This window comes from Curtobacterium sp. MMLR14_002 (genome assembly GCF_001864975.1).
In the GTDB taxonomy this organism is placed as follows: Bacteria; Actinomycetota; Actinomycetes; order Actinomycetales; family Microbacteriaceae; genus Curtobacterium; species Curtobacterium flaccumfaciens.
This window is the reverse complement of record NZ_MJGT01000062.1, coordinates 1-22,136: the sequence shown is the minus strand read 5'-3', so window position 1 is coordinate 22,136 and position 22,136 is coordinate 1. Positions and strand designations below refer to the sequence as shown.

Sequence of the window (22,136 nt, the reverse complement as noted above, 5' to 3'; positions counted from 1 at the left end):
ACGGGCTCGCGAAAGCGACAGACCCGCGGCACGCGGTGCCGTCCCGTCCGCGAGGGCGACAGATCCCCGCGGTTGTCCCGCAGCGAGCTGTCGCTTTCGTCGGACGTGGTGGTCGCGACCACGGCCGGACGGGAGGCCCGTGGCGGCGCCGCCACGGGCCTCCCGTCCGCCGTCCGCGCCCGTTCCTTCCCCTGTCACGCGCGATGGCAGGCGGATTCGGGCGTACCTGGTCGAAAGGAACGACCAGGCACGCCCGGTTCGACCAGGCATGCCCGATTCGACGAGGTACGCCCGGTTCGACCAGGCACGCCCGGAACGACCAGGCGCGTCAGACGGTCCGGATCGCGCTCGTCGCACCCAGGGCACGGCCACGCCGGCGCTCGATCGCACGCCCGACGAGCAGCAGCCCCACGCTGACCACGGCACCGAGCACGGTCTGCGCGATGCGGTCGAGCGCCAGCAGCTGGGGTGCCTCGGGCAGGCTCAGCCACGACACCGCCAGGGCGAGCGGGGTGAGGAACAGCAGGCACACGGCGTAGTTCCGGGCGACGAAGATCTCGGCGAAGAACTGCCCGACGACGGCCAGCACGACGATCCACCACGCCGCTGGCTCGAGCAGCAGGATGCCGACCGCGATGACCGTGCCGCCGATCGTGCCCACCACACGCTGCCCGGCGCGGACCACGGTGTGCCGCTGCCGGATCGCCGGGAGGGTCGAGACCACCGCGATGACCGCCCAATAGGGGTGCCCGAGTCCGGGGATCGACTCCGCGACCGCACCGGCGACGAGCGACCCGACGACGTTGAGCGCGACGGTCTCCCACAGCGCCGGCGTGCGCAGGACCGCGAGCGAGCGGTGCTTGCGGTCGGCGAGCGGGCGGAACCGGTGCGGGGCGTGCGGGTGGAGCACCCGGCGGAGCACCGCTCCGGACATCGCGACGAGCCAGGCCCAGACCACCGAGCAGACGATGATCGTCGTGACGAGCGGGACGTCGGCCGGGCGCATCGGCACGAGTGCGGACACGACGAACGCGAACACCGGGAAGATCGGCTGCGCGGGGATCGCCCGGAGCGTGGAGAGGGTGCAGACCGCGACCACCAGGACGACGACGAGACCCACGGCCTGCAGCCAGAGCGGCGACCCGACGAGCCCGACCCCGATGCCGGCGAACATGCAGAGCGCCTGCAGCGCACCCGCGACGCCGGTGGTGACGGCACGCTGCCGGTAGGGCTCGGTCGCGCCGAAGATGGCGGTGAACCCGGCGAACATGGCGAAGGCGGCGTACCCCGGCATGCCGAGGGCGATGAGCAGCGCGAGCGGTGCGCCACCGGCGATCGCGGCGCGTGCCGCGCCCTCGAGGTTGATGGTCCGGGTCGAGTGCGCAGGTGTCGTCATGTCGTCACCATCTTCCCACCGCGACGGGTGTCGGGGAGTCGCCACGGGCCTCCAGGCCGTGCCGTCACGGGGTGGCGGGCGTGCGACGGCGGGGTGACGGGCGTGCGACGGGCGGGGTGCCGCACGTTGGTATACCAATGGTAGAGTCGCCTGATCGCGCCGCGGTCGCGGCGCAACGACGAGGACGAGGAGGGCTGAGCTCATGGGAAAGACGCTCGCCGAGAAGGTGTGGGACGACCACGTCGTGGTCAAGGGCGAGGACGGCAACCCCGACCTCCTCTACATCGACCTCCACCTCGTGCACGAGGTCACGAGTCCGCAGGCGTTCGACGGCCTGCGACAGGCCGGGCGACCGGTGCGTCGCCTCGACCTGACGATCGCGACCGAGGACCACAACACCCCGACGCTCGCCATCGACCGCCCCATCGCGGACCCGACGAGCCGGATCCAGATCGAGACCCTCCGTCGCAACTGCGAGGAGTTCGGCGTCCGGCTGCACTCCCTGGGCGACAAGGAGCAGGGCATCGTCCACGTGGTCGGTCCGCAGCTCGGCCTGACCATGCCCGGCATCACCGTGGTCTGCGGTGACTCGCACACCAGCACCCACGGGGCCTTCGGCGCGATGGCGTTCGGCATCGGCACGTCCGAGGTCGAGCACGTCCTCGCCACGCAGACCCTGCCGCTCAAGCCGTTCAAGACGATGGCGATCACGGTCGAGGGCACGCTGCGCCCGGGGGTGACGGCGAAGGACATCATCCTGGCCGTCATCGCGAAGATCGGCACCGGCGGCGGACAGGGCTACGTGCTCGAGTACCGCGGCTCCGCGATCCGCGCCCTCTCGATGGAGGGCCGCATGACGATCTGCAACATGTCGATCGAGGCCGGTGCCCGCGCCGGCATGGTCGCCCCCGACCAGACCACCTACGACTACGTGCAGGGCCGCGACCACGCGCCCACCGGTCAGGACTGGGACGACGCCGTCGCGTACTGGGAGACCCTCGCCACCGACGACGACGCCGTGTTCGACGCCGAGGTGTTCATCGACGCGGACGAGCTCGAGCCCTTCGTCACCTGGGGCACGAACCCCGGCCAGGGCGTCTCGCTGTCCGAGAGCGTGCCGGACCCGGCCGCCTACAGCGACCCCAACGACCAGGCCGCCGCACGCCGCGCCCTGGAGTACATGGACATCACCGCCGGCACCCCGATGAAGGACATCGCCGTCGACGCGGTGTTCATGGGGTCCTGCACGAACTCGCGCATCGAGGACCTGCGGGCCTTCGCGTCGATCATCAAGGGCCGCACCAAGGCCGACGGCGTCCGGGTGATGGTCGTGCCCGGCTCCGCGCGGGTCCGGCTCGAAGCCGAAGCCGAGGGGCTCGACAAGGTGTTCACCGAGTTCGGTGCCGAGTGGCGGTTCGCCGGCTGCTCGATGTGCCTGGGGATGAACCCGGACCAGCTGGCACCGGGGGAGCGCTGCGCCAGCACCTCGAACCGCAACTTCGAGGGCCGCCAGGGCAAGGGCGGCCGCACACACCTGGTGTCGCCGCTCGTCGCCGCGGCCACCGCGGTGCGCGGCACGCTGTCCAGCCCGTGGGACCTGGAGACCGACGACGAGATCGCGGCGGCGACGTCCGCCACCGCCACCGAGGGGACCTTCTGATGGACAAGATCACCACCGTCACCGGCATCGCGGCCCCGCTCAAGCGGTCCAACGTCGACACCGACCAGATCATCCCCGCGGTCTACCTGAAGCGCGTGACGAAGACCGGCTTCGAGGACGCCCTGTTCTCCGGGTGGCGTCAGGACCCCGACTTCGTCCTGAACCAGGAGCGCTACCAGGGCGCCCGCGTCCTGATCGCCGGCCCCGACTTCGGCACCGGGTCGTCCCGCGAGCACGCCGTCTGGGCGCTCCGTGACTTCGGCTTCTCGGTCGTGATCTCGCCCCGGTTCGCGGACATCTTCCGGGGCAACGCCGGCAAGCAGGGCCTGGTCACCGCGATCGTGACCGAACCGGAAGTCGAGCGCCTGTGGGCCGCCATCGAGGCGAACCCGGGCATCGAGGCGACCGTCGACCTCGAGACGCAGCGCGTGTCGCTGGGGGATGTGGACGTCCCCTTCGAGATCGACGCTTACACTCGTTGGCGGTTGATGGAAGGGCTCGACGACATCGGGCTCACCCTCCGTGACGAGACCTCGATCACGGAGTTCGAATCCCGCCGCTCCAGTTGGCGGCCGAAGACATTGCCGGTGAAGTAGTGAACTCTCTCGTACAGGACGCAGCGGCCGCAGGGGCGCGCGTGGGCCTCAAGTCGGACGAGATCGTCATCCGCGGGGGCAAGCCGCTCGTGGGGCGCATCGAGGTCCGTGGGGCGAAGAACCTCGCGACCAAGGCCATGGTGGCGTCGCTGCTCGGTGACACCCCGTCGATCCTCCGTGACGTGCCGGACATCTCCGACGTCAAGGTGGTCCGCGGGCTGCTCGAGGTGCACGGCGTGCGCATCACCGATCCTGCACGAGGCGAACTCATCCTCGACCCGTCGCGGGTCGAGTCGGCGCACTTCGCCGAGATCGACGCGCACGCCGGTTCGAGCCGCATCCCGATCCTGTTCTGCGGTCCGCTGCTGCACAAGCTCGGCGAGGCGTTCATCCCCGACCTCGGCGGCTGCCGCATCGGCGACCGCCCGATCGACTTCCACCTCGACGCCCTCCGTGCCATGGGTGCGGTCGTCGACAAGCAGGTCAACGGCATCCACCTGACGGCCCCGGACGGCCTGAAGGGCGCCTCGATCGAGCTGCCGTACCCGAGCGTCGGCGCCACCGAGCAGGTCCTGCTCTCGGCGACCCTCGCCAAGGGCGTCACGGAGCTGCGGAACGCCGCGATCGAGCCCGAGATCATGGACCTCATCGCGATCCTGCAGAAGATGGGCGCCATCGTCTCGGTCGAGCCGAACCGCGTCATCTTCATCGAGGGCGTCGAGTCGCTCCGCGGCTACACACACCGCGCGATCAACGACCGCAACGAGGCCGCGAGCTGGGCCTCCGCCGCGCTCGCCACCAACGGCGACATCTTCGTCGAGGGCGCGAACCAGCAGGAGCTCATGACGTTCCTCAACGTCTTCCGCAAGGTCGGCGGCGGGTTCGACATCCAGGAGGACGGCATCCGGTTCTACCGCGAGCTGGACACCCTGAAGCCCGTCGTCATCGAGACCGACGTGCACCCCGGCTTCATGACGGACTGGCAGCAGCCGCTCGTCGTCGCGCTGACCCAGGCCGACGGCCAGAGCATCGTGCACGAGACCGTCTACGAGAACCGCTTCGGCTTCACCGACGCCCTGAACGAGATGGGTGCCGACATCGTCGTGCACAAGGAGGGGCTGCCCGGCCACGACCGCCGTGTCGCCCGCCGCCCGTTCGAGCAGGCCGCCGTCATCACCGGTCCGACGAAGCTGCACGCCGCGAACGTCCGCGTCCCCGACCTGCGCGGCGGGTTCAGCCACCTCATCGCGGCGCTGACCGCCGACGGCGAGTCGCACATCACCAACGTCGGCATCATCAGCCGCGGCTACGAGCACTTCATCCCGAAGCTGCGCAAGCTCGGCGCCGACTTCGACTTCGCTGGGTAGGCACAGTGCCGGCAGAAGGAAAAGGCGACGGTCTGGAGGCCCGTGGCGGCTCCGACGCGCAGGTCGCGACCGGCCTCCCCGTGCGTGGGCGCCGGTGGCGCCGAGGCGAGCTGAACACCGCGTTCCGGATCGTCGCCTCGATCGTCATCCCGACGTTCCGGTTCTCGGCGCGCTACCACTGGCACGGCCCGAACCGCCTGCCGGCGGAGGGCGCGTTCGTGCTCGCACCGAACCACTTCACGAACATCGACCCCCTGGTCGTGGGCACCGCCGTGTACATCTCGAAGCGGGCGCCGCGGTTCCTCGCGAAGGCGTCGCTGTTCAAGGTCCCCGTGGTCGGCAAGCTCATGTCCGGCATGGGGCAGATCCCGGTCGAACGCTCCGGCCGGACGCGCCTGAGCGACCCGCTCGGTGGCGGCCGGTCCCTGGTCGAGCAGGGCGGGGCGATCATCGTCTACCCCGAGGGCACGCTCACCCGCGACCCCGACCTGTGGCCGATGCGCGGCAAGACGGGTGCGGTGCGGATCGCGCTCGAGAACGACGTGCCGCTCATCCCGATGGCCCACTGGGGCACGCAGAACATCATGGCCAGGTACGGCAAGAAGCTCCGGCTGTTCCCGCCGTCCCGCGTCGACGTCATCATCGGTGACCCGGTCGACCTGTCGGCGTACCGCGGTCGGCAGATCGACCAGCAGATGCTCGGCGAGGCCACCGAACTCGTCATGCGCGAGATCACCGCGCTGCTCGAGGTGCTCCGTGGCGAACGGGCACCCGCGACCCGCTGGGACCCGGCGGCGAACAACCAGAAGGAGACCGGCCGGTTTGAGTGACCTCCGACCCCACGACGACCGACCCGACCCCGCCGCCGCGGCTCCGGGGGCCTTCGACACCGCCGCGATCCGGGTGGTCATGCAGTCGACCGACAAGCCCCGGGTGGCCGTGATCGGTGCCGGCAGCTGGGGGACCACGTTCGCGAAGGTGCTGGCCGAGGGTGGTGCGTCCACCGTGGTGTGGGCCCGACGCCCCGAGGTCGCCCGCGAGATCACCGAGACCAAGCGCAACTCGGACTACCTGCCCGGCATCAACCTGCCCCGCACCCTGACCGCCTCGACGTCCCTCGAGCGCGTGCTCGACGGCGCCTCGCAGGTGTACGTCTCGGTGCCCTCGCAGACCCTGCGCTCCAACCTCGCCGCGATCCGCGAGCTGCTGCCCGCGGACGTGCCGGTCGTCAGCCTGATGAAGGGCGTCGAGAAGAGCACGGGACTGCGGATGAGCGAGGTCCTGCTGCAGGGGCTCGGCATCGACCAGGACCGCATCGCCGTGGCCAGCGGCCCGAACCTGGCGCTCGAGATCGCCCGTCGGCAGCCGACCGCCGCCGTGGTGTCGTCGTCGTCGCTGGATACCGCCACCGACGTCGCAGCCGTCGCGACGAACCCGTACTTCCGGTCGTTCATCAACACCGACGTCATCGGCACCGAGTTCGGCGGCGTGCTGAAGAACCTCATCGCCGTCGCGATCGGCATCGTCGACGGGGTCGGCTACGGCGAGAACACCAAGGCGTCGATCATCACGCGCGGCCTCGCCGAGATGACCGACTTCGCGGTGTCGCTCGGCGCGCAGTCGTCCACGCTGTCCGGGCTCGCGGGCCTCGGCGACCTCATCGCCACGTGCCAGTCGCCGCTGTCGCGGAACAACACCGCCGGGCGGTTGCTCGGCCAGGGCTACCGGTTCGACGAGGTCGTCCGCCAGATGAACCAGACGGCGGAGGGGCTGGCCTCGGTCGCCCCGATCCTCGAGCTGGCCGCGGCGAACGGCGTCGACATGCCCATCGTCAGCCAGGTCGGCGAGGTCCTCGCCGGTAGGCTCGATCCGCGCAACATCGCGCCGCACCTCACCGAGACCGACGAGCCGCAGGGCGAGTGACCGGTCCCGTACCGAGTCACGAAGGGACTCCCGTGCCCACGATCCCCGAGGGAACCCCCATGCCCAGGACCACCGTCGCCGTGCTCTTCGGCGGTCGCTCGAGCGAGCACGAGATCAGCTGCGTGACCGCCGGCGGCATCATGGACGTCGTCGACCGGGCCGAGTACGACCTCGTGCCGATCGGGATCACCCAGGACGGTGCCTTCACGCTGCAGTCGGACGACCCGGCGCAGTGGACCCTCCGCGACGGCGCGCTGCCGACGGTGCCCGACAACGGCACGCGGATCGCGTTCCCCACCTCGCCGGCCACCAACGAACTCGTCGTGTCCCACCCCGACGGCACGGTCACCGCGATCCCGGTCGACGTGGTGTTCCCGATCCTGCACGGCCCCTTCGGCGAGGACGGCACGATCCAGGGCCTGCTCGAGATCGCCGGGCTGCCGTACGTCGGCGACGGCGTGCTCGCGAGCGCCCTGGCGATGGACAAGCACGTCGCGAAGGCCGTGCTCGAGCACGCCGGGCTCCGGGTCGCACCGTGGACCACGGTGCTCCGCCGGCAGTGGGCGGCCGACCCCGTGGACGTCGCCGAGACGATCGCCGCCCACGGCTGGCCGCTGTTCGTCAAGCCGGCCCGCGCCGGGTCGAGCATGGGTGTCTCGCGCGTCGACGAGCCCTCGCAGCTGGGTGCCGCCATGGACCTGGCGTTCGAGCACGACTCCAAGGTGATCGTCGAGCCCCGTGTGGTCGGCCGCGAGGTCGAGGTCGCCGTGCTCGAGGGCCGTGACGGTGTGCCGCGCACGAGCCTGCCGGGCGAGATCGTGGTGGCCGAGGACGGCTTCTACGACTTCGCCTCGAAGTACCTGGGCGGCGACGAGTCGCTGCTCTGCCCGGCACCGCTGACCGACGACCAGACCGACGAGATCCGCTCCATCGGTGCCCGCGCGTTCGAGGCCATCGGTGGTTCCGGGCTCGCTCGGGTCGACTGCTTCCTGACCGACGACGGCTTCGTCGTGAACGAGGTCAACACGATGCCGGGCTTCACGCCGCTGTCGATGTACCCGCGCTGCTGGGCGGCGTCGGGCGTGTCCTACGGCGAGCTGATCACCGAGCTCATCGAGCTGGGTCGCGCCGCCGTCCGCTGACCAGGCCGTGCTGACCAGGCCGTGCTGGCTTGCTCGGCGCGCGAGCGTCAGCCGGCTGTCAGCCCTGCACGTCGGCGGGGTCGAGGCACTTGTGCCCGTCCTTGGGCAGTGACGACACGGCGTCGGACAGCTCCTGCACGACCGATGACGTGGTCTTCGTCGAGTCGACCACGACCTGCACGGCCGGTGACCGACCGAACGTCGTGTAGACGACCTGGTCGCCGCGGTCGTCGCGGATCCAGTCGACGCCGCCCTGCGAGAAGCACGGCAGGTCGGACACGGTGGGGACGGCGACACCGCAGTGGTAGATCGCCACCTCGGGGTCGCCCCAGGCCGCCGTGGCCTGCGCGTTCGTGGTCCGCAGGTCGAACTTCGAGTCCACGGTCGCGGGCAGCCGGACCTGCACGGCGGCGCACGCCGCTACGTTGGCCGACGGGGCGGCGGACATCGACACGGCGTTCGTGCACCCGGTCAGCCCGGCGGCGAGGGTGATCACGGCCCCCACGATCGCGAGGGTCCGAGGGGTGCGGCGCGCGGTGTCCATCGCCGTCCAGGCTACCGTTCTCGTGTGGATGCGACGGACGACGCCTGGGCCGGACCGACGGTGGGGGAGCTCGGCGAACTCGTCGTCCTCGACCGGATCACGAGCCGTCTGCCCGCGGGCACGCCGATCCTCGGCCCCGGTGACGACTGCGCCGTCGTCGCCGCTCCGGACGGCCGCTTCGTCGTGACGACGGACATGATGGTGCACGGTCCGGACTTCCGGTGGGCGTGGTCGTCGCCGACGGACATCGGCTGGAAGGCGGCCGCCACGAACCTCTCCGACGTCGCCGCGATGGGCGCCGTGCCGAGCGGCCTCGTGATCGCCCTCGCCGCACCGCAGGACACCCCCGTGGCCGTCCTCGAGGGCATCGCCGACGGCTTCCGGCTCGCCGTCGATGCACTCGCGCCGGGGTGCGGGGTCGTCGGGGGAGACCTCTCCACCTCGGCGACGTTCACGGTGGCCGTCACCGCCTTCGGTGACCTGCTGGGCCGCGCGCCCGTGCTGCGGTCGGGTGCGGGCGTCGGTGACGTGCTCGCGGTGTCCGGCGAGTTGGGACGTGCCGCGCGCGGGCTGTCCCGGCTGTTCCGCGACGGCGTCGACGAACGGGGCGAGCCGGACCGCGCCGCGACGGTCGCGAGCGGTGCCGACGGCGACCCCGACGTCGGACGCCAGCGCCGCCCGGTGCCCCCGATCGCCGACGGGCCGCTCGCGGCCGGGGCCGGGGCCACCGCGATGCTCGACCTGTCCGACGGCCTGGCGATCGACGCCGGTCGGCTCGCCCGTGCCAGCCGGGTGACGCTCGAACTCGATGCCGCCGCCGACCTCGACGAGGTTGCGCTGCACGGTGGCGAGGACCACGGACTGCTCGCCACGTTCCCGGCAGGCACGGCTCTGCCCGGGGGCTTCCGGCGCATCGGTGTCGTGCGGGAGCGCGGCGACGCGGACGTGCTGCGCGCCGGTGCCGCGGTGCCGACGACCGGCTGGGACCCCTACGCCGACTGGGACGGTGCCGCCGGCTGACCCGGCCCGGTCGGTGCGCGACCGTGTGGCGACAGAACACGCGTCGTTCGACAGGTGCACTGTCGCAGGGCGCGTGCACACGCGCAGAGCGCCTCAGCCGGCGGCGACGGCCTCCCACGCGACGGTCTCGCCGTAGCTGCGCTTGCTGAACGGCGCGAGCCCCGCCGGCCAGGTGGGCTCGGGGGAGCGTTTGCTCCGCTCGACCACGACGACGGCATCCGGCGTCAGCTTCGGCGACAGGGCTTCGAGCACCTCGGCGAGCTCGTGCTCCGTGATGTCGTAGGGCGGGTCGATGAACACCAGGTCGAAGGTGCGGACGGTCCCGCGCAGGTACCCGAGCACCGGCTGCGGCTGCACGTCGATCCGGACGCCCGGCACCCGCTGCTGCACGGCCTTCGCGTTCGCCCGGCAGGCCTGCGCGGCGGCGGACGCCCGGTCGACCAGGACCACCTCGGCCGCACCGCGGGACGCCGCCTCGAGCCCGAGCGCGCCCGTGCCCGCGTACAGGTCGGCCACCGACGTGGCCTCGACGAGCCCCCGTGCCTCGAGCGACGAGAACAGCGCCTCGCGCACGCGGTCACTCGTCGGGCGGGTGCCGGACTTCGGCACCCGGAGCGTCAGGGAGCCGGCGGCGCCGGCGATGATGCGGGTCATGCAGCCACCGTATCGGCCCGGCGGGTCCGGTCCGGCGTTCTCCACAGGCCGCTCGGGAGGCGCGGGTGGGGTCGGTCGTGCCCGGTACCGTTGGAGCGTGGTCACCTCCGGAACCCCCGCTGCGCCGGCCGCGCCCGACCTCGGTCCGGCGCCGCTCGACGCGCGGCTCGCGAACGTACTCGGCGGTCGGACGGCGACCGCGATCGAGAAGGCCTTCGGCTACCGCACGGTGGGGGAGTTCCTCGAGCACGCGCCCCGGCGCTACGCCGAGCGTGGTGCACTGACGGCCCTCGACTCGCTCGCGATCGGCGAACCGGTCACCATCGTGGCCGAGGTGGTCGACGTCCGTGAACGCACCATGCGCGCGCGCCGCGGCTCGATCCTCGAAGCGAAGATCGGCGACGGCAAGGGCCTGCTCACCCTCACGTTCTTCAACCAGGGGTGGCGCACGAAGGACCTCGTCCCCGGCGCCCGGGGCATCTTCTCCGGCAAGGTCAGCGACTACCGGGGTGCCCGGCAGCTCGCCCACCCGGACTACGAGCTGTTCGACCCCGACGATCCCCGCGCCACGGCGGAGCCCGGCTCCGACGAAGCGATCCGGTGGTCGCGCCAGCCGATCCCGATCTACCCGGCGACGGCCTCGCTCACCTCGTGGCAGATCGCGAAGTCCATCGGGATCGTCCTCGACACCCTGCCGGACCTGCCCGACCCGGTGCCGGCGTCCGCGCGGTCCCGGCTCGACCTCGTGCCGTTCCGCCGTGCCCTCGAGCTGCTGCACCGCCCCGAGAAGGTCGCGGACTTCAAGCGCGCGCAGGACGCCCTGCGCTACCGCGAGGCGTTCGTGCTGCAGACCGCCCTGGTGCAGCGCCGGATCGCGGCCCGTCGCACCGCGGCCACCCCGCGCGTGGCCGCCCCCGGTGGCATCCTCGAGCGCTTCGACGCCACCCTGCCCTTCACGTTGACGGACGACCAGCGGGCCGTCGGGGCCGACATCGACCAGGACCTCGCCCGCACCTGGCCCATGCACCGGCTGATCCAGGGCGAGGTCGGTTCGGGCAAGACGCTCGTGGCGATCCGGGCGATGCTCACGGTGGCCGAGTCCGGCGGCCAGTCCGCGCTCATCGCCCCGACCGAGGTGCTGGCGGCCCAGCACCTGCGCTCCATCGTGAAGTTCCTCGGTCCGGACCTGGCCGCCGAGCTCCGACCGGTGATCCTGACCGGTTCGCAGTCCACCGACGAACGTCGCCGGGCCCTGCTCGCGGCGGTGTCGGGCAGCTCACGGCTGGTCGTCGGCACCCACGCGCTCCTGGGCGACCGGGTGGACTTCGCCGAGCTGGGGCTCGTGGTGGTCGACGAGCAGCACCGCTTCGGCGTCGAGCAGCGCGAGGCCCTCCGCACCAAGGGCACGACCCCGCCGCACGTGCTCGTGCTCACGGCCACGCCGATCCCGCGCACCGTCGCCATGACGGTGTTCGGCGACCTCGACGTCTCGACCATCACGGGCATGCCGTCGGGGCGCGCCGGCGTCGAGACCTTCACGGTCCCGCTGGCGGAGCACCCCGGATGGGAACCCCGGATATGGTCCCGCATGGCCGAGGAACTCGCCAAGGGCCGCCAGGCGTTCGTCGTCTGCCCGGCCATCGACGACGCCCACACCGAGGACGACGGCGAGCCGGAGCCGGCCGAGGGTGAGGACGACACCCCGAAGCGCGCCCCGGCGACCGTGCTCGCCACCGCCGAGCGGATGCGCACCATGCCCGTGCTCGAAGGGCGCTCGATCGCGGTCCTGCACGGCCGGATGACCGCCGACGAGAAGGACCGCGTGATGACGTCCTTCGCCGCCGGCGACCTCGACGTGGTCGTGGCGACGACCGTGATCGAGGTCGGCGTCGACGTGCCGAACGCGGCGATGATGGCCGTCCTCGACGCCGACCGGTTCGGGGTCTCGCAGCTCCACCAGCTCCGCGGCCGCATCGGTCGTGGGGAGTGGGCCGGCGTCTGCTTGCTGGTCACCTCGGCCGAGCTCGAGACCACCTCGCGCGAGCGCGTCGACGCCGTGGCCGCCTCGGACGACGGGTTCGAGCTCGCCCGGGTCGACCTCGAGCTCCGACGTGAAGGCGACGTCCTGGGCGAACGGCAGTCCGGTGGGCGGTCCTCGCTCAACCTGCTCCGGGTGGTCGAGCACGCCGACCTCATCGTCGACGCGCGCGGAGAAGCGGAGCGCGTGCTCGAACCCGATCCCGAGCTCGAGGGGTCCCCGGCTCTCCGTGAAGCCCTCGCCCGGCGCCTCGACGAGTCCGACGCGGCGTTCCTCGGCAAGAACTGACCCCGGGGCACAGCCTCGCGGGCGGTATCGTCGCTGCCATGGCGCAGATCGCGGTGGTCCCCGGTTCCTTCGACCCCGTCACCCTCGGGCACCTCGACGTCATCGGCCGCGCGGCCGGGCTCTTCGACGAGGTGCACGTCCTCGTGGTGCACAACCCCGACAAGAAGCCGGCGATGTTCGAGGCGGTCGACCGGGTTCGGCTCATCAAGGACTCGCTGGTCGAGGTCGGCGCGCCGGAGACGGTCACGGTCGGCGAGTGGACGTCCGGGCTGCTGGTCGACTACTGCCGGCAGGTCGGGGCGAAGGTCCTGGTGAAGGGCGTGCGGTCCGGCGAGGACGTCGCGTACGAGACTCCGATGGCCATCATGAACCGCCACCTGGCCGACGTCGAGACGGTGTTCCTGCTGCCCGAGGCGTCGCGAGCGCACGTGTCGAGCTCGCTGATCCGCCAGGTGTCGTCCCTCGGCGGTGACGTCACGCCCTACGTGCCGAAGACGGTCGCCGACGCGCTCGCGTCCCGCTGAGCACGCTCGCTGAGCACACCCGCTGAGCGCGCCCGCTGTACGCGCCCAGCCAGTCCGCCCAGTCCGCCCAGCAACCGCACTGCGCCCACCGCGTCCGGACACGCCTGTCGCCACCTCGACTCTCGGCCCCGATCGCGCTAGGCTTGTCGATCGTGTCTTCCCCCGTGAACAGCCCCTACGCCCTGCGCGTGCGCGACCTCGCGCACCGGCCGGGTGAGATGCGCGAGCACTCGCTCGACATCGAGGTGCCCGACGCGATGGGGGCCGGTCTGATCGGCGTCCGACAGGGTGCCGAACTGCACATCGACGTCAAACTCGAGGGCCTGCACGAGGGTGTCCTCGTGTCCGGACACGCTTCGGCCGACGCCACGGGGGAGTGCTCGCGCTGCCTCATCGACATCAGCGAACCGATCGAGGTCGATTTCGCCGAGCTGTTCGCGTATGATGCCTCGGAGGATTTCGACTTCTTCGTTCGCGATGACCACGTGGACACCGAACAGGTCGTTCGAGATGCGGTGGTGCTGTCGCTGCCGTTCCAGCCGGTCTGCCGACCGGACTGCCCAGGACTCGACCCGGTGACGGGCGAGCGTCTGGCCGACCTCGGCGAGCAGCCCGCTCGTCAGGTGCTGGATCCCCGCTGGGCAGCGCTCAGCGCGATCGAGCTCGACGACAGCACCGACGGTGACACCACCGCACCGAAGACCACCGAGGGCGAGGAGCGGGCCGAGACCGAGTAGGTCCCGACACCGCCAGCCCCCGTACCGACCACCGACCAACCGAAAGAGATTCACCATGGCCGTTCCCAAGCGCAAGCAGTCCCGTGCGAACACGCACGCCCGTCGTTCGCAGTGGAAGGCCACGCCGATCCAGCTCGTGAAGACGATCGAGAACGGTCAGGTCACCTACAGCCTCCCGCACCGCGCGAAGGTCGTCGAGGACTCGGCCGGCACGCCCCTGTACATGGAGTACAAGGGCCGCAAGGTCGCCGACGTCTGATCGGACCGAACGCATGACGACAACGTCCGGCGCTGCGGGGTCTCGCCCCGCGGGGCCGGACGTCGTTCGTCTGCAGGGCATCCTCGGGGCCGACATCGACCTCGAGCTGCTCCAGCTCGCCCTGACGCACCGCTCCTACGCCTACGAGCACGGGGGCATCAAGCACAACGAGCGCCTCGAGTTCCTCGGGGACTCGATCCTCGGCCAGGCCGTGACCGTGAAGCTCTACCGGTCGTTCCCCGACCTCGACGAGGGCGACCTCGCCAAGCGTCGAGCGAGCCTGGTGTCGACCGTGGCGCTGGCCGAGATCGCCCGGATGATCGGGCTCGGCCGCTACCTGCGCCTCGGCAAGGGCGAGGAACAGACCGGCGGGCGCGACAAGTCGTCGATCTTGGCCGACACCGTCGAAGCCGTCATCGGCGCGACGTACCTGTCGGCCGGTCCCGACCCGGCCACTGAGCTCGTGCTCCGTCTGGTCGAGCCGCTCATGATCGACCCGGACCGCTTCGGCGCCGCGATGGACCCGAAGACGAGCCTGCAGGAGCTCGCCTCGAGCCGCTCGCTCGGCAACCCGGCGTACCGCGTCACCGAGACCGGCCCGGACCACGACAAGACCTTCATGGCGACGGTCGTCCTGCAGGGCGAGGACATCGCCACCGGCACCGGGTCGAGCAAGAAGGCCGCCGAGATGGCCGCTGCGCTCGACGCCTGGACCCGGTTGTCCGGCCGAGCGGCCTGACCGCGTGCCCGAACTCCCCGAGGTCGAGGTCGTCCGCGCCGGCCTCGAACCCGCCGTCAGCGGCGCGCGGGTCCTGCACGTCGACGTGGTCGACGACCGTGCCCTCACCCGGCACGACGGCCCTGCCGAGGACTTTGCCGACCGACTGACCGGTCGCACGATCGCCGCTGCCGTCCGCCGGGGCAAGTTCCTCTGGATGCCGCTGCAGCCCGAGCACGACGGGGACCGCCCCGAGGCACTCGTCGCCCACCTCGGCATGAGCGGGCAGATCCTGCTCGGTCGTGGGCGACCGGCAGCGAAGCACCGGCGGATCCTCATCGACGTGCAGCCCGCGGGCACCGACCGCTCGGGTGCTGCGGAGCCCCCCGTGGAACTCGAGTTCGTCGACCAGCGCACGTTCGGCTCGATGGCGATCGACGCGATGGTGCCGACGATCGACGGTGCTCCGGCCGGGTTCGGCGGGCAGGTCGACGCGATCGACCCCGATGCCGTGTGGCGTCGGTGGGTGCCCGGGCAGGTGTCGCACATCGCCCGTGACCCGCTCGACCCCGCGTTCGACGACGACCGGTTCACCGCGATGGCCCGGAAGCGTTCGAGCGGCATCAAGCGGGTGCTGCTCGACCAGGGCGTCGTGAGCGGCATCGGCAACATCTACGCCGACGAGTCGCTCTGGGCCGCGAAGCTGCACTACGACCGCGCCGCCGACCGCCTCACCCGTGCCGACCTGCGACGACTGCTCGACGAGGTCCGCGCGATCCTGCGCCGGGCGCTCGAGGACGGCGGCACGAGCTTCGACGCCCAGTACGTCAACGTCAACGGGCAGTCCGGGTACTTCTCGCAGCGCCTGAACGTCTACGGGCAGCAGGGGAAGCCGTGTCCACGCTGCGGCACGACGATCGTGCGCGAGGCCTTCATGAACCGGTCGAGCCACATCTGCCCCGTGTGCCAACCCCGTCCCCGCGCCCGCACGCGTTAGCCTGACGCCAACCAGAGCATCCGGAGACCGCATGTACTTGAAGAGCCTGACCATCAAGGGGTTCAAGTCCTTCGCGCAGCCGACGACGTTCGCGTTCGAGCCGGGCGTGACGTGCATCGTCGGCCCGAACGGCTCCGGCAAGTCGAACGTGGTGGACGCCCTGGCCTGGGTGATGGGGGAGCAGGGGGCGAAGACCCTGCGCGGCGGCAAGATGGAGGACGTCATCTTCGCCGGCACCTCGACCCGCGGTCCCCTCGGTCGCGCCCAGGTGCTGCTGACCATCGACAACAGCGACGGTCTGCTGCCGATCGAGTACTCCGAGGTGACGATCGCGCGCACGCTGTTCCGCAACGGTGGCAGCGAGTACGCCATCAACGGCGAGAACTGCCGGCTGCTCGACGTGCAGGAGCTGCTGAGCGACACCGGCCTCGGCCGTGAGATGCACGTCATCGTCGGGCAGGGGCAGCTCGACAAGGTGCTGCACGCCACCCCCGAGGACCGCCGCGGCTTCATCGAGGAGGCCGCGGGGATCCTGAAGCACCGCCGCCGCAAGGAGAAGACCCTCCGCAAGCTCGACGCGATGCAGACGAACCTGACCCGCCTGTCCGACCTGGCCGGTGAGATCCGGCGGCAGCTGAAGCCCCTCGGGCGGCAGGCCGAGGTCGCACGCAAGGCCCAGTCGGTGGCCGCGGTCTTCCGCGACGCCAAGGCCCGAATCCTGGCCGACGACGTGGTGCGCCTGCGCCGCGAGCTGCACGACCACCAGGAGGTCGAGGCGGGCCGCAAGTCCGAGCGCATCGTCCTGACCGAGCGGCTCGACCAGACCCGGGTGCGCCAGCAGCACGTCGAGCAGAGCATGGTCGGCGACGACGTCGACCGCGCCCGCACCGTGGTGCACCGGCTCGAGAGCGTGCAGGAGCGCCTCCGCGGCCTGTCGAGCCTGGCGAACCAGCGCCTGATGTTCCTCGCGCAGCAGGCCGACGCCCCGCAGCAGGGCCCGACCGTCACCCAGGAGCAGGTCGCCGGGGTCCGTGCCGAGGCCGACCGCCTCGCCGCCCGCGCCGACGAGATGCAGGGTGGCTCGGCGACGACCGCCCGCGCGGTGCAGGACGCCCGCGCCGCGCTGGACACCCTCGACGAACGCATCGCCGCCCAGGCAGCCCGGGTCTCGCAGCACGACCTCGAGGCGCAGCGGCTCGCCAGCGCCGTCGACGTCGCCCGGTCGAAGCGCGGTTCCGCCGTCGCCGACCGCGAGCGGCGGGAGCGGGCTCTGGCCGAGGCCGGGGAGCGTGCCGAGCGTGCCGCGGCGGCCCTCGCCGAACTCGGTGTCGACCCGTCCGAGGGCGTCGACGAGTCCGCGCTGGCGCAGACCCTGGAGCAGGCGCGCGCCGAGCTCGAACGGGCCCAGACCACGCGCGACGAGCAGCGCGACCGCCTCCACGCCCTCGAACGCGAGCGGGACGCCCTCGACGCCCGGGTCACCGCGCTCGGCATGTCGATCGAGGTCCGCGACGGTTCGCAGGCCCTGATCGACGCCGGTCGCGCGGGCATCGTCGGTCGCCTGGCCGACAGCCTGACGGTCTCGCCCGGGTTCGAGGCCGCGATCGCCACCGCGCTCGAGGGACTCGCCGACGCCGTCCTCGCGGACGACCGCGGTGCAGCGCTCGACGCCGTCGACCACGCCCGCGCTGCTGACCTCGGCCGGATCGACGTCGTCGTCGCGGACGCCGCAGCCGTCACCACCGCCCTGCCCGTGACCCTGCCGGCCGGCGTCCGCCGTGCCATCGACCTGGTGCAGGGACCGCCGGCGCTCGCGTCGATCCTGCGTGACACGCTGGTCGCGGCGACCGACGACCTCGACCTGGAGGCGGTGCTCACGGCCGCCCCGCACGCCACGGTGGTCACGCGGTCCGGCGACCTCGTCCGCGCGGTCCGCGTGACCGGCGGCGGGGAGCGCTTGACCTCGCGCATCGAGCTCGTCGCGGAGCGCGACGACGCCGTGACGCGCCGCGACGCGATCGCGACCGACGCCGAGGACGCGGCCACGGGCCTCCAGGCCGCACGCAGTGCCGTCGAGGACGCACGCCGCCGTGCGGACGAGGCCGACGCAGCATCCCGCGCGTACACGCGGGCGAAGGCCGAGTACGACCGCACGAGTGCGTCGACGCGGGCGAAGGCGGAGAACGCCGCGGCCGAGGTCGAACGGCTGCGTGCCGCGCTGGCCGAGACCGACGGCGCCGTCGAGACCGCCGAGGCGGTGCTGGCCGAGGCCGAGTCGGCGCACCGGGCCTTCACCGAGCAGGAGCGCCCCGTGGTCGACGCCTCCGAGCGTCCCGGGCTGCAGGACGCGCTCGAAGCCGCACGTGCGGCCGAGGTCGAGCAGCGGATCCAGGTCGAGACCGTGCGCGAGCGGGTGCGCGCCGAACGGAACCGCGCCGACCAGCTCGAACGCCAGCTCGAGGCGGAGCGCGCCGCCGCCGAGGAGGCCGCCCGGCTCGCCGTCATCCGACGCGGCCAGATCCGGACCGCGGAAGCCGTGCTCGCCGACCTGCCCGGGGTGCTCGGTGCGGTCGACCGTTCGCTGGCCGAAGCGCGGGTGCAGCTGGCGACGGAGGAAGCCGAGCGGTCGAAGCGCAACACCGAGCTGCAGACGATCCGCAACGAGGAGCGCGAGCTCCGGGACCGCCTGCAGACCATCACCGACGGCGTGCACTCGCTCGAGATGGAGATCTACGAGAAGAAGCTGCACGTGTCCGGCGTCCTCGACCGGGCGCAGAGCGAGCTCGGGCTGACGGAAGCAGTGCTGGTGGCCGAGTACGGGCCGCACGTGCCGGTGCCCGTCGACGTGCTCGTGGACCCGCGGGTGCGCGCGCGGAAGCACCGCGAGGCGGAGCGCGCGGCGGCGGCTGCAGCCGCCGAGGCCGCGGGCGTGACCGAGCCGGAGGAAGCTGCGGCAGACGCGGGCCCCGAAATCGACGACGTGGCCCTCGTCGACGCCGAGTCCACGCTGCCCGGCGGCCCCGCGCTGCCCGAGTTCGACACCACCGACGAGGTCGACCCCGCCGACGTCGAGACCGTGCCCTACGTCCGTGCCGAGCAGGAGCGCCGACTCAAGGCCGCCGAGCGCGACCTCGGACAGCTCGGCAAGGTGAACCCGCTCGCGCTCGAGGAGTTCCAGGCGCTCGAGCAGCGGCACGCGTTCCTCGCCGAGCAGCTCGAGGACCTGCAGAAGACCCGGACGGACCTGCTGACGATCATCGACGAGCTCGACACGAAGATGCAGACGATCTTCGAGTCCGCGTTCAACGACACGAAGGAAGCGTTCGACGTCATCTTCCCGATCCTGTTCCCGGGCGGCTCGGGGTCCATCAACCTGACCGACCCGACCGACCTGCTCGGCACCGGGATCGACGTGCAGGTGAAGCCCGCCGGCAAGAAGATCGACCGCCTGACCCTGCTGTCCGGCGGCGAGCGGTCCCTGGCGGCGGTGGCGCTCCTGGTCGCGATCTTCACCGCGCGGCCGTCGCCGTTCTACATCATGGACGAGGTCGAGGCGGCGCTCGACGACGCCAACCTCGGCCGCCTGCTGACCGTGTTCGAGCGGCTCCGCGAGTCGTCCCAGCTCATCGTCATCACGCACCAGAAGCGCACGATGGAGATCGCCGACGCCCTGTACGGGGTGTCGATGCGGCAGGACGGCGTCTCCGCCGTCGTCGGCCAGCGGGTGCAGAAGCGCGAGCCGGCGGACGCTGTCGCCTAGGCGCCCTGGTCGCGACCACGACAGACGGGAGGCGCGGTGCCAGCTGGCACCGCGCCTCCCGTTCTGTCAGGTGCGTCCGGACAGGACGCCGGGTCGCTACGCGCGACCGCGGATCGTCCGGAGCAGCCAGCCGATGACCGCCAGCAGGATGAGCACGATGCCCACCCAGAGCAGGAACTTCAGCGCACCGACGAAGATGCCGCTGAAGAGCAGGACGAGGCCGACGATGATCGCGATGATCAGCAGTGCGGGCATGAGGGTCTCCTATCCCTGGAACGAGACCGAGCAGATGCCCGGACCGTCAGGACGCTACTCCTCGGCGTGCCGATGCGTTCGCTCAGCCGCCGAGATCGCGTTCGCTCAGCCGACGAGGTTCTGCACGAACACGTGCGGGGTGAAGCCCGTGAGGTCGTTGATGCCCTCGCCCTGCCCGATGAGCTTGATCGGGATGCCGGTCTTCTCCTGCACGCTCAGCACGAACCCGGCCTTGGCCGAGCCGTCGAGCTTCGTGATGACGAGGCCGGTCACACCGGCACCCTCGATGAAGGCCTGAGCCTGTGCGAGGCCGTTCTGGCCCGTCGTCGCGTCGAGGACGAGCAGGACCTCGCTGATCTCGGTCTGCTTCTCGACCACGCGCTTGATCTTCGTGAGCTCGTCCATCAGGCCGGCCTTGGTGTGCAGGCGCCCGGCGGTGTCGATGACGACGATCTCGGTCTGGTCGCGGATCGCCTTCTCGACGGTCTGGTACGCCACCGATGCCGGGTCCTGCCCGGGCTGCGACGGACGGACGACGTCGACGCCGGCGCGCTGGGCCCAGGTGGCGACCTGCTCGACCGCCGCGGCGCGGAACGTGTCCGCCGCCCCGACGAGCACCGTGCGGTCGTAGGTCTTCAGGAACTTGGCGAACTTGCCGATCGTCGTCGTCTTGCCGACGCCGTTCACCCCGACGACGAGCACCACGGCGGGCCGCGCGCTGAGCTTCAGGGTGGTGTCGAGCTTGGAGAGCCGTTCCTCGAGGACCTCGCGGAGCATGCGCTGCAGGTCGGCGGGGTCGGTCGTGCCGTACCGGTCGACGCGGGCGTGCAGGTCCTCGATGATCTCCTCGGAGATGTCTGGCCCGAAGTCGGCGCCGATGAGGGCGGTCTCCAGGTCCTCCCACGTGGTCTCGTCGATCGTCTTGCGCTGGAAGAGGCCGCGCAGCCGTGTGGACAGTGACCAAGAACTCGCCATGCTCCCAGCTTAGAGCGCGGCACATGTCCGCTGTGCCCGGTATGCTCGGGATCACGAAGGGGAGTATTCCCTCTCGGTGACCCCGTCAGTACGGTCCGGAACGATCCGGCCCCGGGGCGCCGGTCGTGCGACACCGGTTCCGGTGCCGAGCGACGGAAGAGACCTTCAGGCCTCGGCGTACCCGCACAGCAGCGGCACGCCCTACCTGAAGGAAACCGTGGACGTCCCACTCTTCGTCTGGCTCATCACGATCGCCGGCATCCTCGCGCTGCTGGTGTTCGACTTCTACTCGCACGTCCGCACGCCGCACGTGCCCCACATCCGCGAATCCGCGTTCTGGTCGGCCTTCTACATCGGGCTGGCGATCCTGTTCGGCATCGGCATCCTGGTGTTCGGCGGCGGGCAGGCCGGTGGCGAGTACTTCGCCGGCTGGCTGACCGAGAAGGCGTTGTCGGTCGACAACCTCTTCGTCTTCCTCATCATCATGTCGAGCTTCGCCGTGCCGAAGGAGTTCCAGCAGAAGGTCCTGCTGGTCGGCGTCGCGATCGCGCTCGTCGCCCGCGGTGTCTTCATCGCCCTCGGCGTCACGATCATCGAGAACTTCTCGTGGGTCTTCTACCTGTTCGGTGCGCTGCTGTTCTGGCTCGCCTGGTCGCAGGCCCGCAGCGGCAACGACCACGGCAGCGAGGGTGAATCCCGGCTCATCCGGATCCTCAAGCGCATCATCCCGACCTCGGACCACTACGACGGTGACCGCCTGACCACCCGCGTCGACGGCAAGCGGCTGTTCACCCCGATGCTGCTCGTCATGGTCGCCATCGGCCTGACCGACGTGCTGTTCGCGCTCGACTCGATCCCCGCGATCTTCGGGCTGACGCAGGACGCCTTCATCGTGTTCACGGCGAACGCGTTCTCGCTGCTCGGTCTCCGGCAGCTGTACTTCCTGATCGCCGGGCTGCTCGAGCGCCTCATCTACCTGGGCCAGGGCCTGGCCGTCATCCTCGCGTTCATCGGTGTGAAGCTCGTCTTCCACGCCATGCACGTCAACGAGCTGCCCTTCATCAACGGTGGCGAGCACATCGAGTGGGCGCCGGAGATCCCGATCTGGTTCTCGCTGGGCTTCATCGCGCTGACGATCGCCGTCGCCACGACCGCGTCGCTGGTGGTCTCGAAGCGCCGCCAGGAGCGCGGGCTCACCCCGACCGGCCAGCCGAAGGATTCGGTCGAGGCCGACGCGAAGTAGTCGTCACCACCTGACGGACAGGAGGCGCGGTGCCAGCTGG

General features: G+C 71.3%; 20 protein-coding genes. 15 read left to right on the top strand and 5 right to left on the bottom strand.

The features are described from left to right. Window positions 1-328: 328 nt before the first annotated feature. The gene (locus BIU91_RS12240; RefSeq protein WP_071405675.1) at window positions 329-1,396 is read right to left on the bottom strand and encodes an FUSC family protein; all 1,068 of its coding nucleotides are present in this window, start codon (window positions 1,394-1,396) and stop codon (window positions 329-331) included. Between the two features lie 202 nt (window positions 1,397-1,598). Between BIU91_RS12240 and leuC the strand changes: the two genes are divergently transcribed. The 6 genes from leuC (at window position 1,599) to BIU91_RS12210 (ending at window position 8,084) form a co-directional block, all read left to right on the top strand. After that, entirely contained in the window at window positions 1,599-3,056 is a 1,458-nt protein-coding gene (gene leuC, locus BIU91_RS12235; RefSeq protein ID WP_071405674.1) for a 3-isopropylmalate dehydratase large subunit, read from the top strand. Next, complete coding sequence (leuD, locus tag BIU91_RS12230) at window positions 3,056-3,652, top strand: 3-isopropylmalate dehydratase small subunit (protein ID WP_071405673.1); 597 nt, start codon at window positions 3,056-3,058, stop codon at window positions 3,650-3,652. The genes leuC and leuD overlap by 1 nt, the downstream gene beginning before the upstream one ends. Beyond that, window positions 3,652-5,019, top strand: a complete 1,368-nt coding sequence (murA, locus tag BIU91_RS12225) for a UDP-N-acetylglucosamine 1-carboxyvinyltransferase (protein WP_071405672.1) — start codon at window positions 3,652-3,654, stop codon at window positions 5,017-5,019. Before leuD ends, murA begins: the two co-directional genes overlap by 1 nt. Before the next feature lie 5 nt (window positions 5,020-5,024). Beyond that, window positions 5,025-5,849, top strand: coding sequence for a lysophospholipid acyltransferase family protein (locus tag BIU91_RS12220; RefSeq protein WP_084741194.1), 825 nt, complete (start codon window positions 5,025-5,027; stop codon window positions 5,847-5,849). Window positions 5,850-5,928: 79 nt separating this feature from the next. Continuing rightward, window positions 5,929-6,942, top strand: coding sequence for an NAD(P)H-dependent glycerol-3-phosphate dehydrogenase (locus tag BIU91_RS12215; protein WP_071405695.1), 1,014 nt, complete (start codon window positions 5,929-5,931; stop codon window positions 6,940-6,942). A gap of 59 nt (window positions 6,943-7,001) precedes the next feature. Continuing rightward, complete coding sequence (locus BIU91_RS12210; RefSeq protein ID WP_071405670.1) at window positions 7,002-8,084, top strand: D-alanine--D-alanine ligase family protein; 1,083 nt, start codon at window positions 7,002-7,004, stop codon at window positions 8,082-8,084. A gap of 58 nt (window positions 8,085-8,142) precedes the next feature. Here the strand turns inward: BIU91_RS12210 and BIU91_RS12205 are convergent, their stop codons facing one another. Beyond that, on the bottom strand, window positions 8,143-8,628 hold the full coding sequence (locus BIU91_RS12205; protein WP_071405669.1) for a DUF3515 family protein: 486 nt from the start codon (window positions 8,626-8,628) through the stop codon (window positions 8,143-8,145). Between the two features lie 24 nt (window positions 8,629-8,652). Here BIU91_RS12205 and thiL point away from each other — a divergent pair, with 24 nt between their 5' ends. Next, the gene (thiL, locus tag BIU91_RS12200) at window positions 8,653-9,648 is read left to right on the top strand and encodes a thiamine-phosphate kinase (protein ID WP_071405668.1); all 996 of its coding nucleotides are present in this window, start codon (window positions 8,653-8,655) and stop codon (window positions 9,646-9,648) included. Window positions 9,649-9,741: 93 nt separating this feature from the next. Here the strand turns inward: thiL and BIU91_RS12195 are convergent, their stop codons facing one another. After that, window positions 9,742-10,302, bottom strand: a complete 561-nt coding sequence (locus BIU91_RS12195; protein WP_071405667.1) for an RsmD family RNA methyltransferase — start codon at window positions 10,300-10,302, stop codon at window positions 9,742-9,744. 97 nt (window positions 10,303-10,399) lie between these two features. Here BIU91_RS12195 and BIU91_RS12190 point away from each other — a divergent pair, with 97 nt between their 5' ends. The 7 genes from BIU91_RS12190 (at window position 10,400) to BIU91_RS12160 (ending at window position 19,623) form a co-directional block, all read left to right on the top strand. Next, the gene (locus BIU91_RS12190; protein ID WP_071405666.1) at window positions 10,400-12,628 is read left to right on the top strand and encodes an ATP-dependent DNA helicase RecG; all 2,229 of its coding nucleotides are present in this window, start codon (window positions 10,400-10,402) and stop codon (window positions 12,626-12,628) included. Window positions 12,629-12,666: 38 nt separating this feature from the next. Further along, complete coding sequence (gene coaD, locus BIU91_RS12185) at window positions 12,667-13,152, top strand: pantetheine-phosphate adenylyltransferase (protein ID WP_071405665.1); 486 nt, start codon at window positions 12,667-12,669, stop codon at window positions 13,150-13,152. A gap of 152 nt (window positions 13,153-13,304) precedes the next feature. Further along, window positions 13,305-13,889 (top strand): DUF177 domain-containing protein, encoded by a 585-nt coding sequence (locus tag BIU91_RS12180; protein WP_306789660.1) that lies wholly within the window; start codon window positions 13,305-13,307, stop codon window positions 13,887-13,889. Between the two features lie 55 nt (window positions 13,890-13,944). After that, the gene (gene rpmF, locus BIU91_RS12175) at window positions 13,945-14,148 is read left to right on the top strand and encodes a 50S ribosomal protein L32 (protein WP_017888273.1); all 204 of its coding nucleotides are present in this window, start codon (window positions 13,945-13,947) and stop codon (window positions 14,146-14,148) included. A 13-nt stretch (window positions 14,149-14,161) separates the two neighbouring features. Next, on the top strand, window positions 14,162-14,887 hold the full coding sequence (gene rnc / locus BIU91_RS12170; RefSeq protein ID WP_173034235.1) for a ribonuclease III: 726 nt from the start codon (window positions 14,162-14,164) through the stop codon (window positions 14,885-14,887). Window positions 14,888-14,891: 4 nt separating this feature from the next. Continuing rightward, the gene (gene mutM, locus BIU91_RS12165) at window positions 14,892-15,863 is read left to right on the top strand and encodes a bifunctional DNA-formamidopyrimidine glycosylase/DNA-(apurinic or apyrimidinic site) lyase (RefSeq protein WP_071405663.1); all 972 of its coding nucleotides are present in this window, start codon (window positions 14,892-14,894) and stop codon (window positions 15,861-15,863) included. Window positions 15,864-15,894: 31 nt separating this feature from the next. Further along, complete coding sequence (locus BIU91_RS12160) at window positions 15,895-19,623, top strand: AAA family ATPase (RefSeq protein WP_071405662.1); 3,729 nt, start codon at window positions 15,895-15,897, stop codon at window positions 19,621-19,623. Between the two features lie 96 nt (window positions 19,624-19,719). Here the strand turns inward: BIU91_RS12160 and BIU91_RS18930 are convergent, their stop codons facing one another. Beyond that, window positions 19,720-19,878, bottom strand: a complete 159-nt coding sequence (locus tag BIU91_RS18930) for a hypothetical protein (RefSeq protein WP_171907827.1) — start codon at window positions 19,876-19,878, stop codon at window positions 19,720-19,722. Window positions 19,879-19,983: 105 nt separating this feature from the next. Further along, the gene (gene ftsY / locus BIU91_RS12155) at window positions 19,984-20,853 is read right to left on the bottom strand and encodes a signal recognition particle-docking protein FtsY (RefSeq protein WP_017888268.1); all 870 of its coding nucleotides are present in this window, start codon (window positions 20,851-20,853) and stop codon (window positions 19,984-19,986) included. A gap of 217 nt (window positions 20,854-21,070) precedes the next feature. Here ftsY and BIU91_RS12150 point away from each other — a divergent pair, with 217 nt between their 5' ends. Continuing rightward, on the top strand, window positions 21,071-22,096 hold the full coding sequence (locus BIU91_RS12150; protein WP_071405661.1) for a TerC family protein: 1,026 nt from the start codon (window positions 21,071-21,073) through the stop codon (window positions 22,094-22,096). Window positions 22,097-22,136: the final 40 nt, after the last annotated feature.

Bases quoted from the DNA above. Each gene is read 5' to 3' on its own strand.
- rpmF (WP_017888273.1), top strand. From the start codon at position 13,945: ATGGCCGTTCCCAAGCGCAAGCAGTCCCGTGCGAACACGCACGCCCGT.
- leuC (WP_071405674.1), top strand. From the start codon at position 1,599: ATGGGAAAGACGCTCGCCGAGAAGGTGTGGGACGACCACGTCGTGGTC.
- BIU91_RS18930 (WP_171907827.1), bottom strand. From the start codon at position 19,878: ATGCCCGCACTGCTGATCATCGCGATCATCGTCGGCCTCGTCCTGCTC.
- BIU91_RS12195 (WP_071405667.1), bottom strand. From the start codon at position 10,302: ATGACCCGCATCATCGCCGGCGCCGCCGGCTCCCTGACGCTCCGGGTG.
- leuD (WP_071405673.1), top strand. From the start codon at position 3,056: ATGGACAAGATCACCACCGTCACCGGCATCGCGGCCCCGCTCAAGCGG.
- BIU91_RS12160 (WP_071405662.1), top strand. From the start codon at position 15,895: ATGTACTTGAAGAGCCTGACCATCAAGGGGTTCAAGTCCTTCGCGCAG.
- BIU91_RS12240 (WP_071405675.1), bottom strand. From the start codon at position 1,396: ATGACGACACCTGCGCACTCGACCCGGACCATCAACCTCGAGGGCGCG.
- BIU91_RS12210 (WP_071405670.1), top strand. From the start codon at position 7,002: ATGCCCAGGACCACCGTCGCCGTGCTCTTCGGCGGTCGCTCGAGCGAG.
- rnc (WP_173034235.1), top strand. From the start codon at position 14,162: ATGACGACAACGTCCGGCGCTGCGGGGTCTCGCCCCGCGGGGCCGGAC.
- ftsY (WP_017888268.1), bottom strand. From the start codon at position 20,853: ATGGCGAGTTCTTGGTCACTGTCCACACGGCTGCGCGGCCTCTTCCAG.
- coaD (WP_071405665.1), top strand. From the start codon at position 12,667: ATGGCGCAGATCGCGGTGGTCCCCGGTTCCTTCGACCCCGTCACCCTC.
- BIU91_RS12205 (WP_071405669.1), bottom strand. From the start codon at position 8,628: ATGGACACCGCGCGCCGCACCCCTCGGACCCTCGCGATCGTGGGGGCC.
- BIU91_RS12215 (WP_071405695.1), top strand. From the start codon at position 5,929: ATGCAGTCGACCGACAAGCCCCGGGTGGCCGTGATCGGTGCCGGCAGC.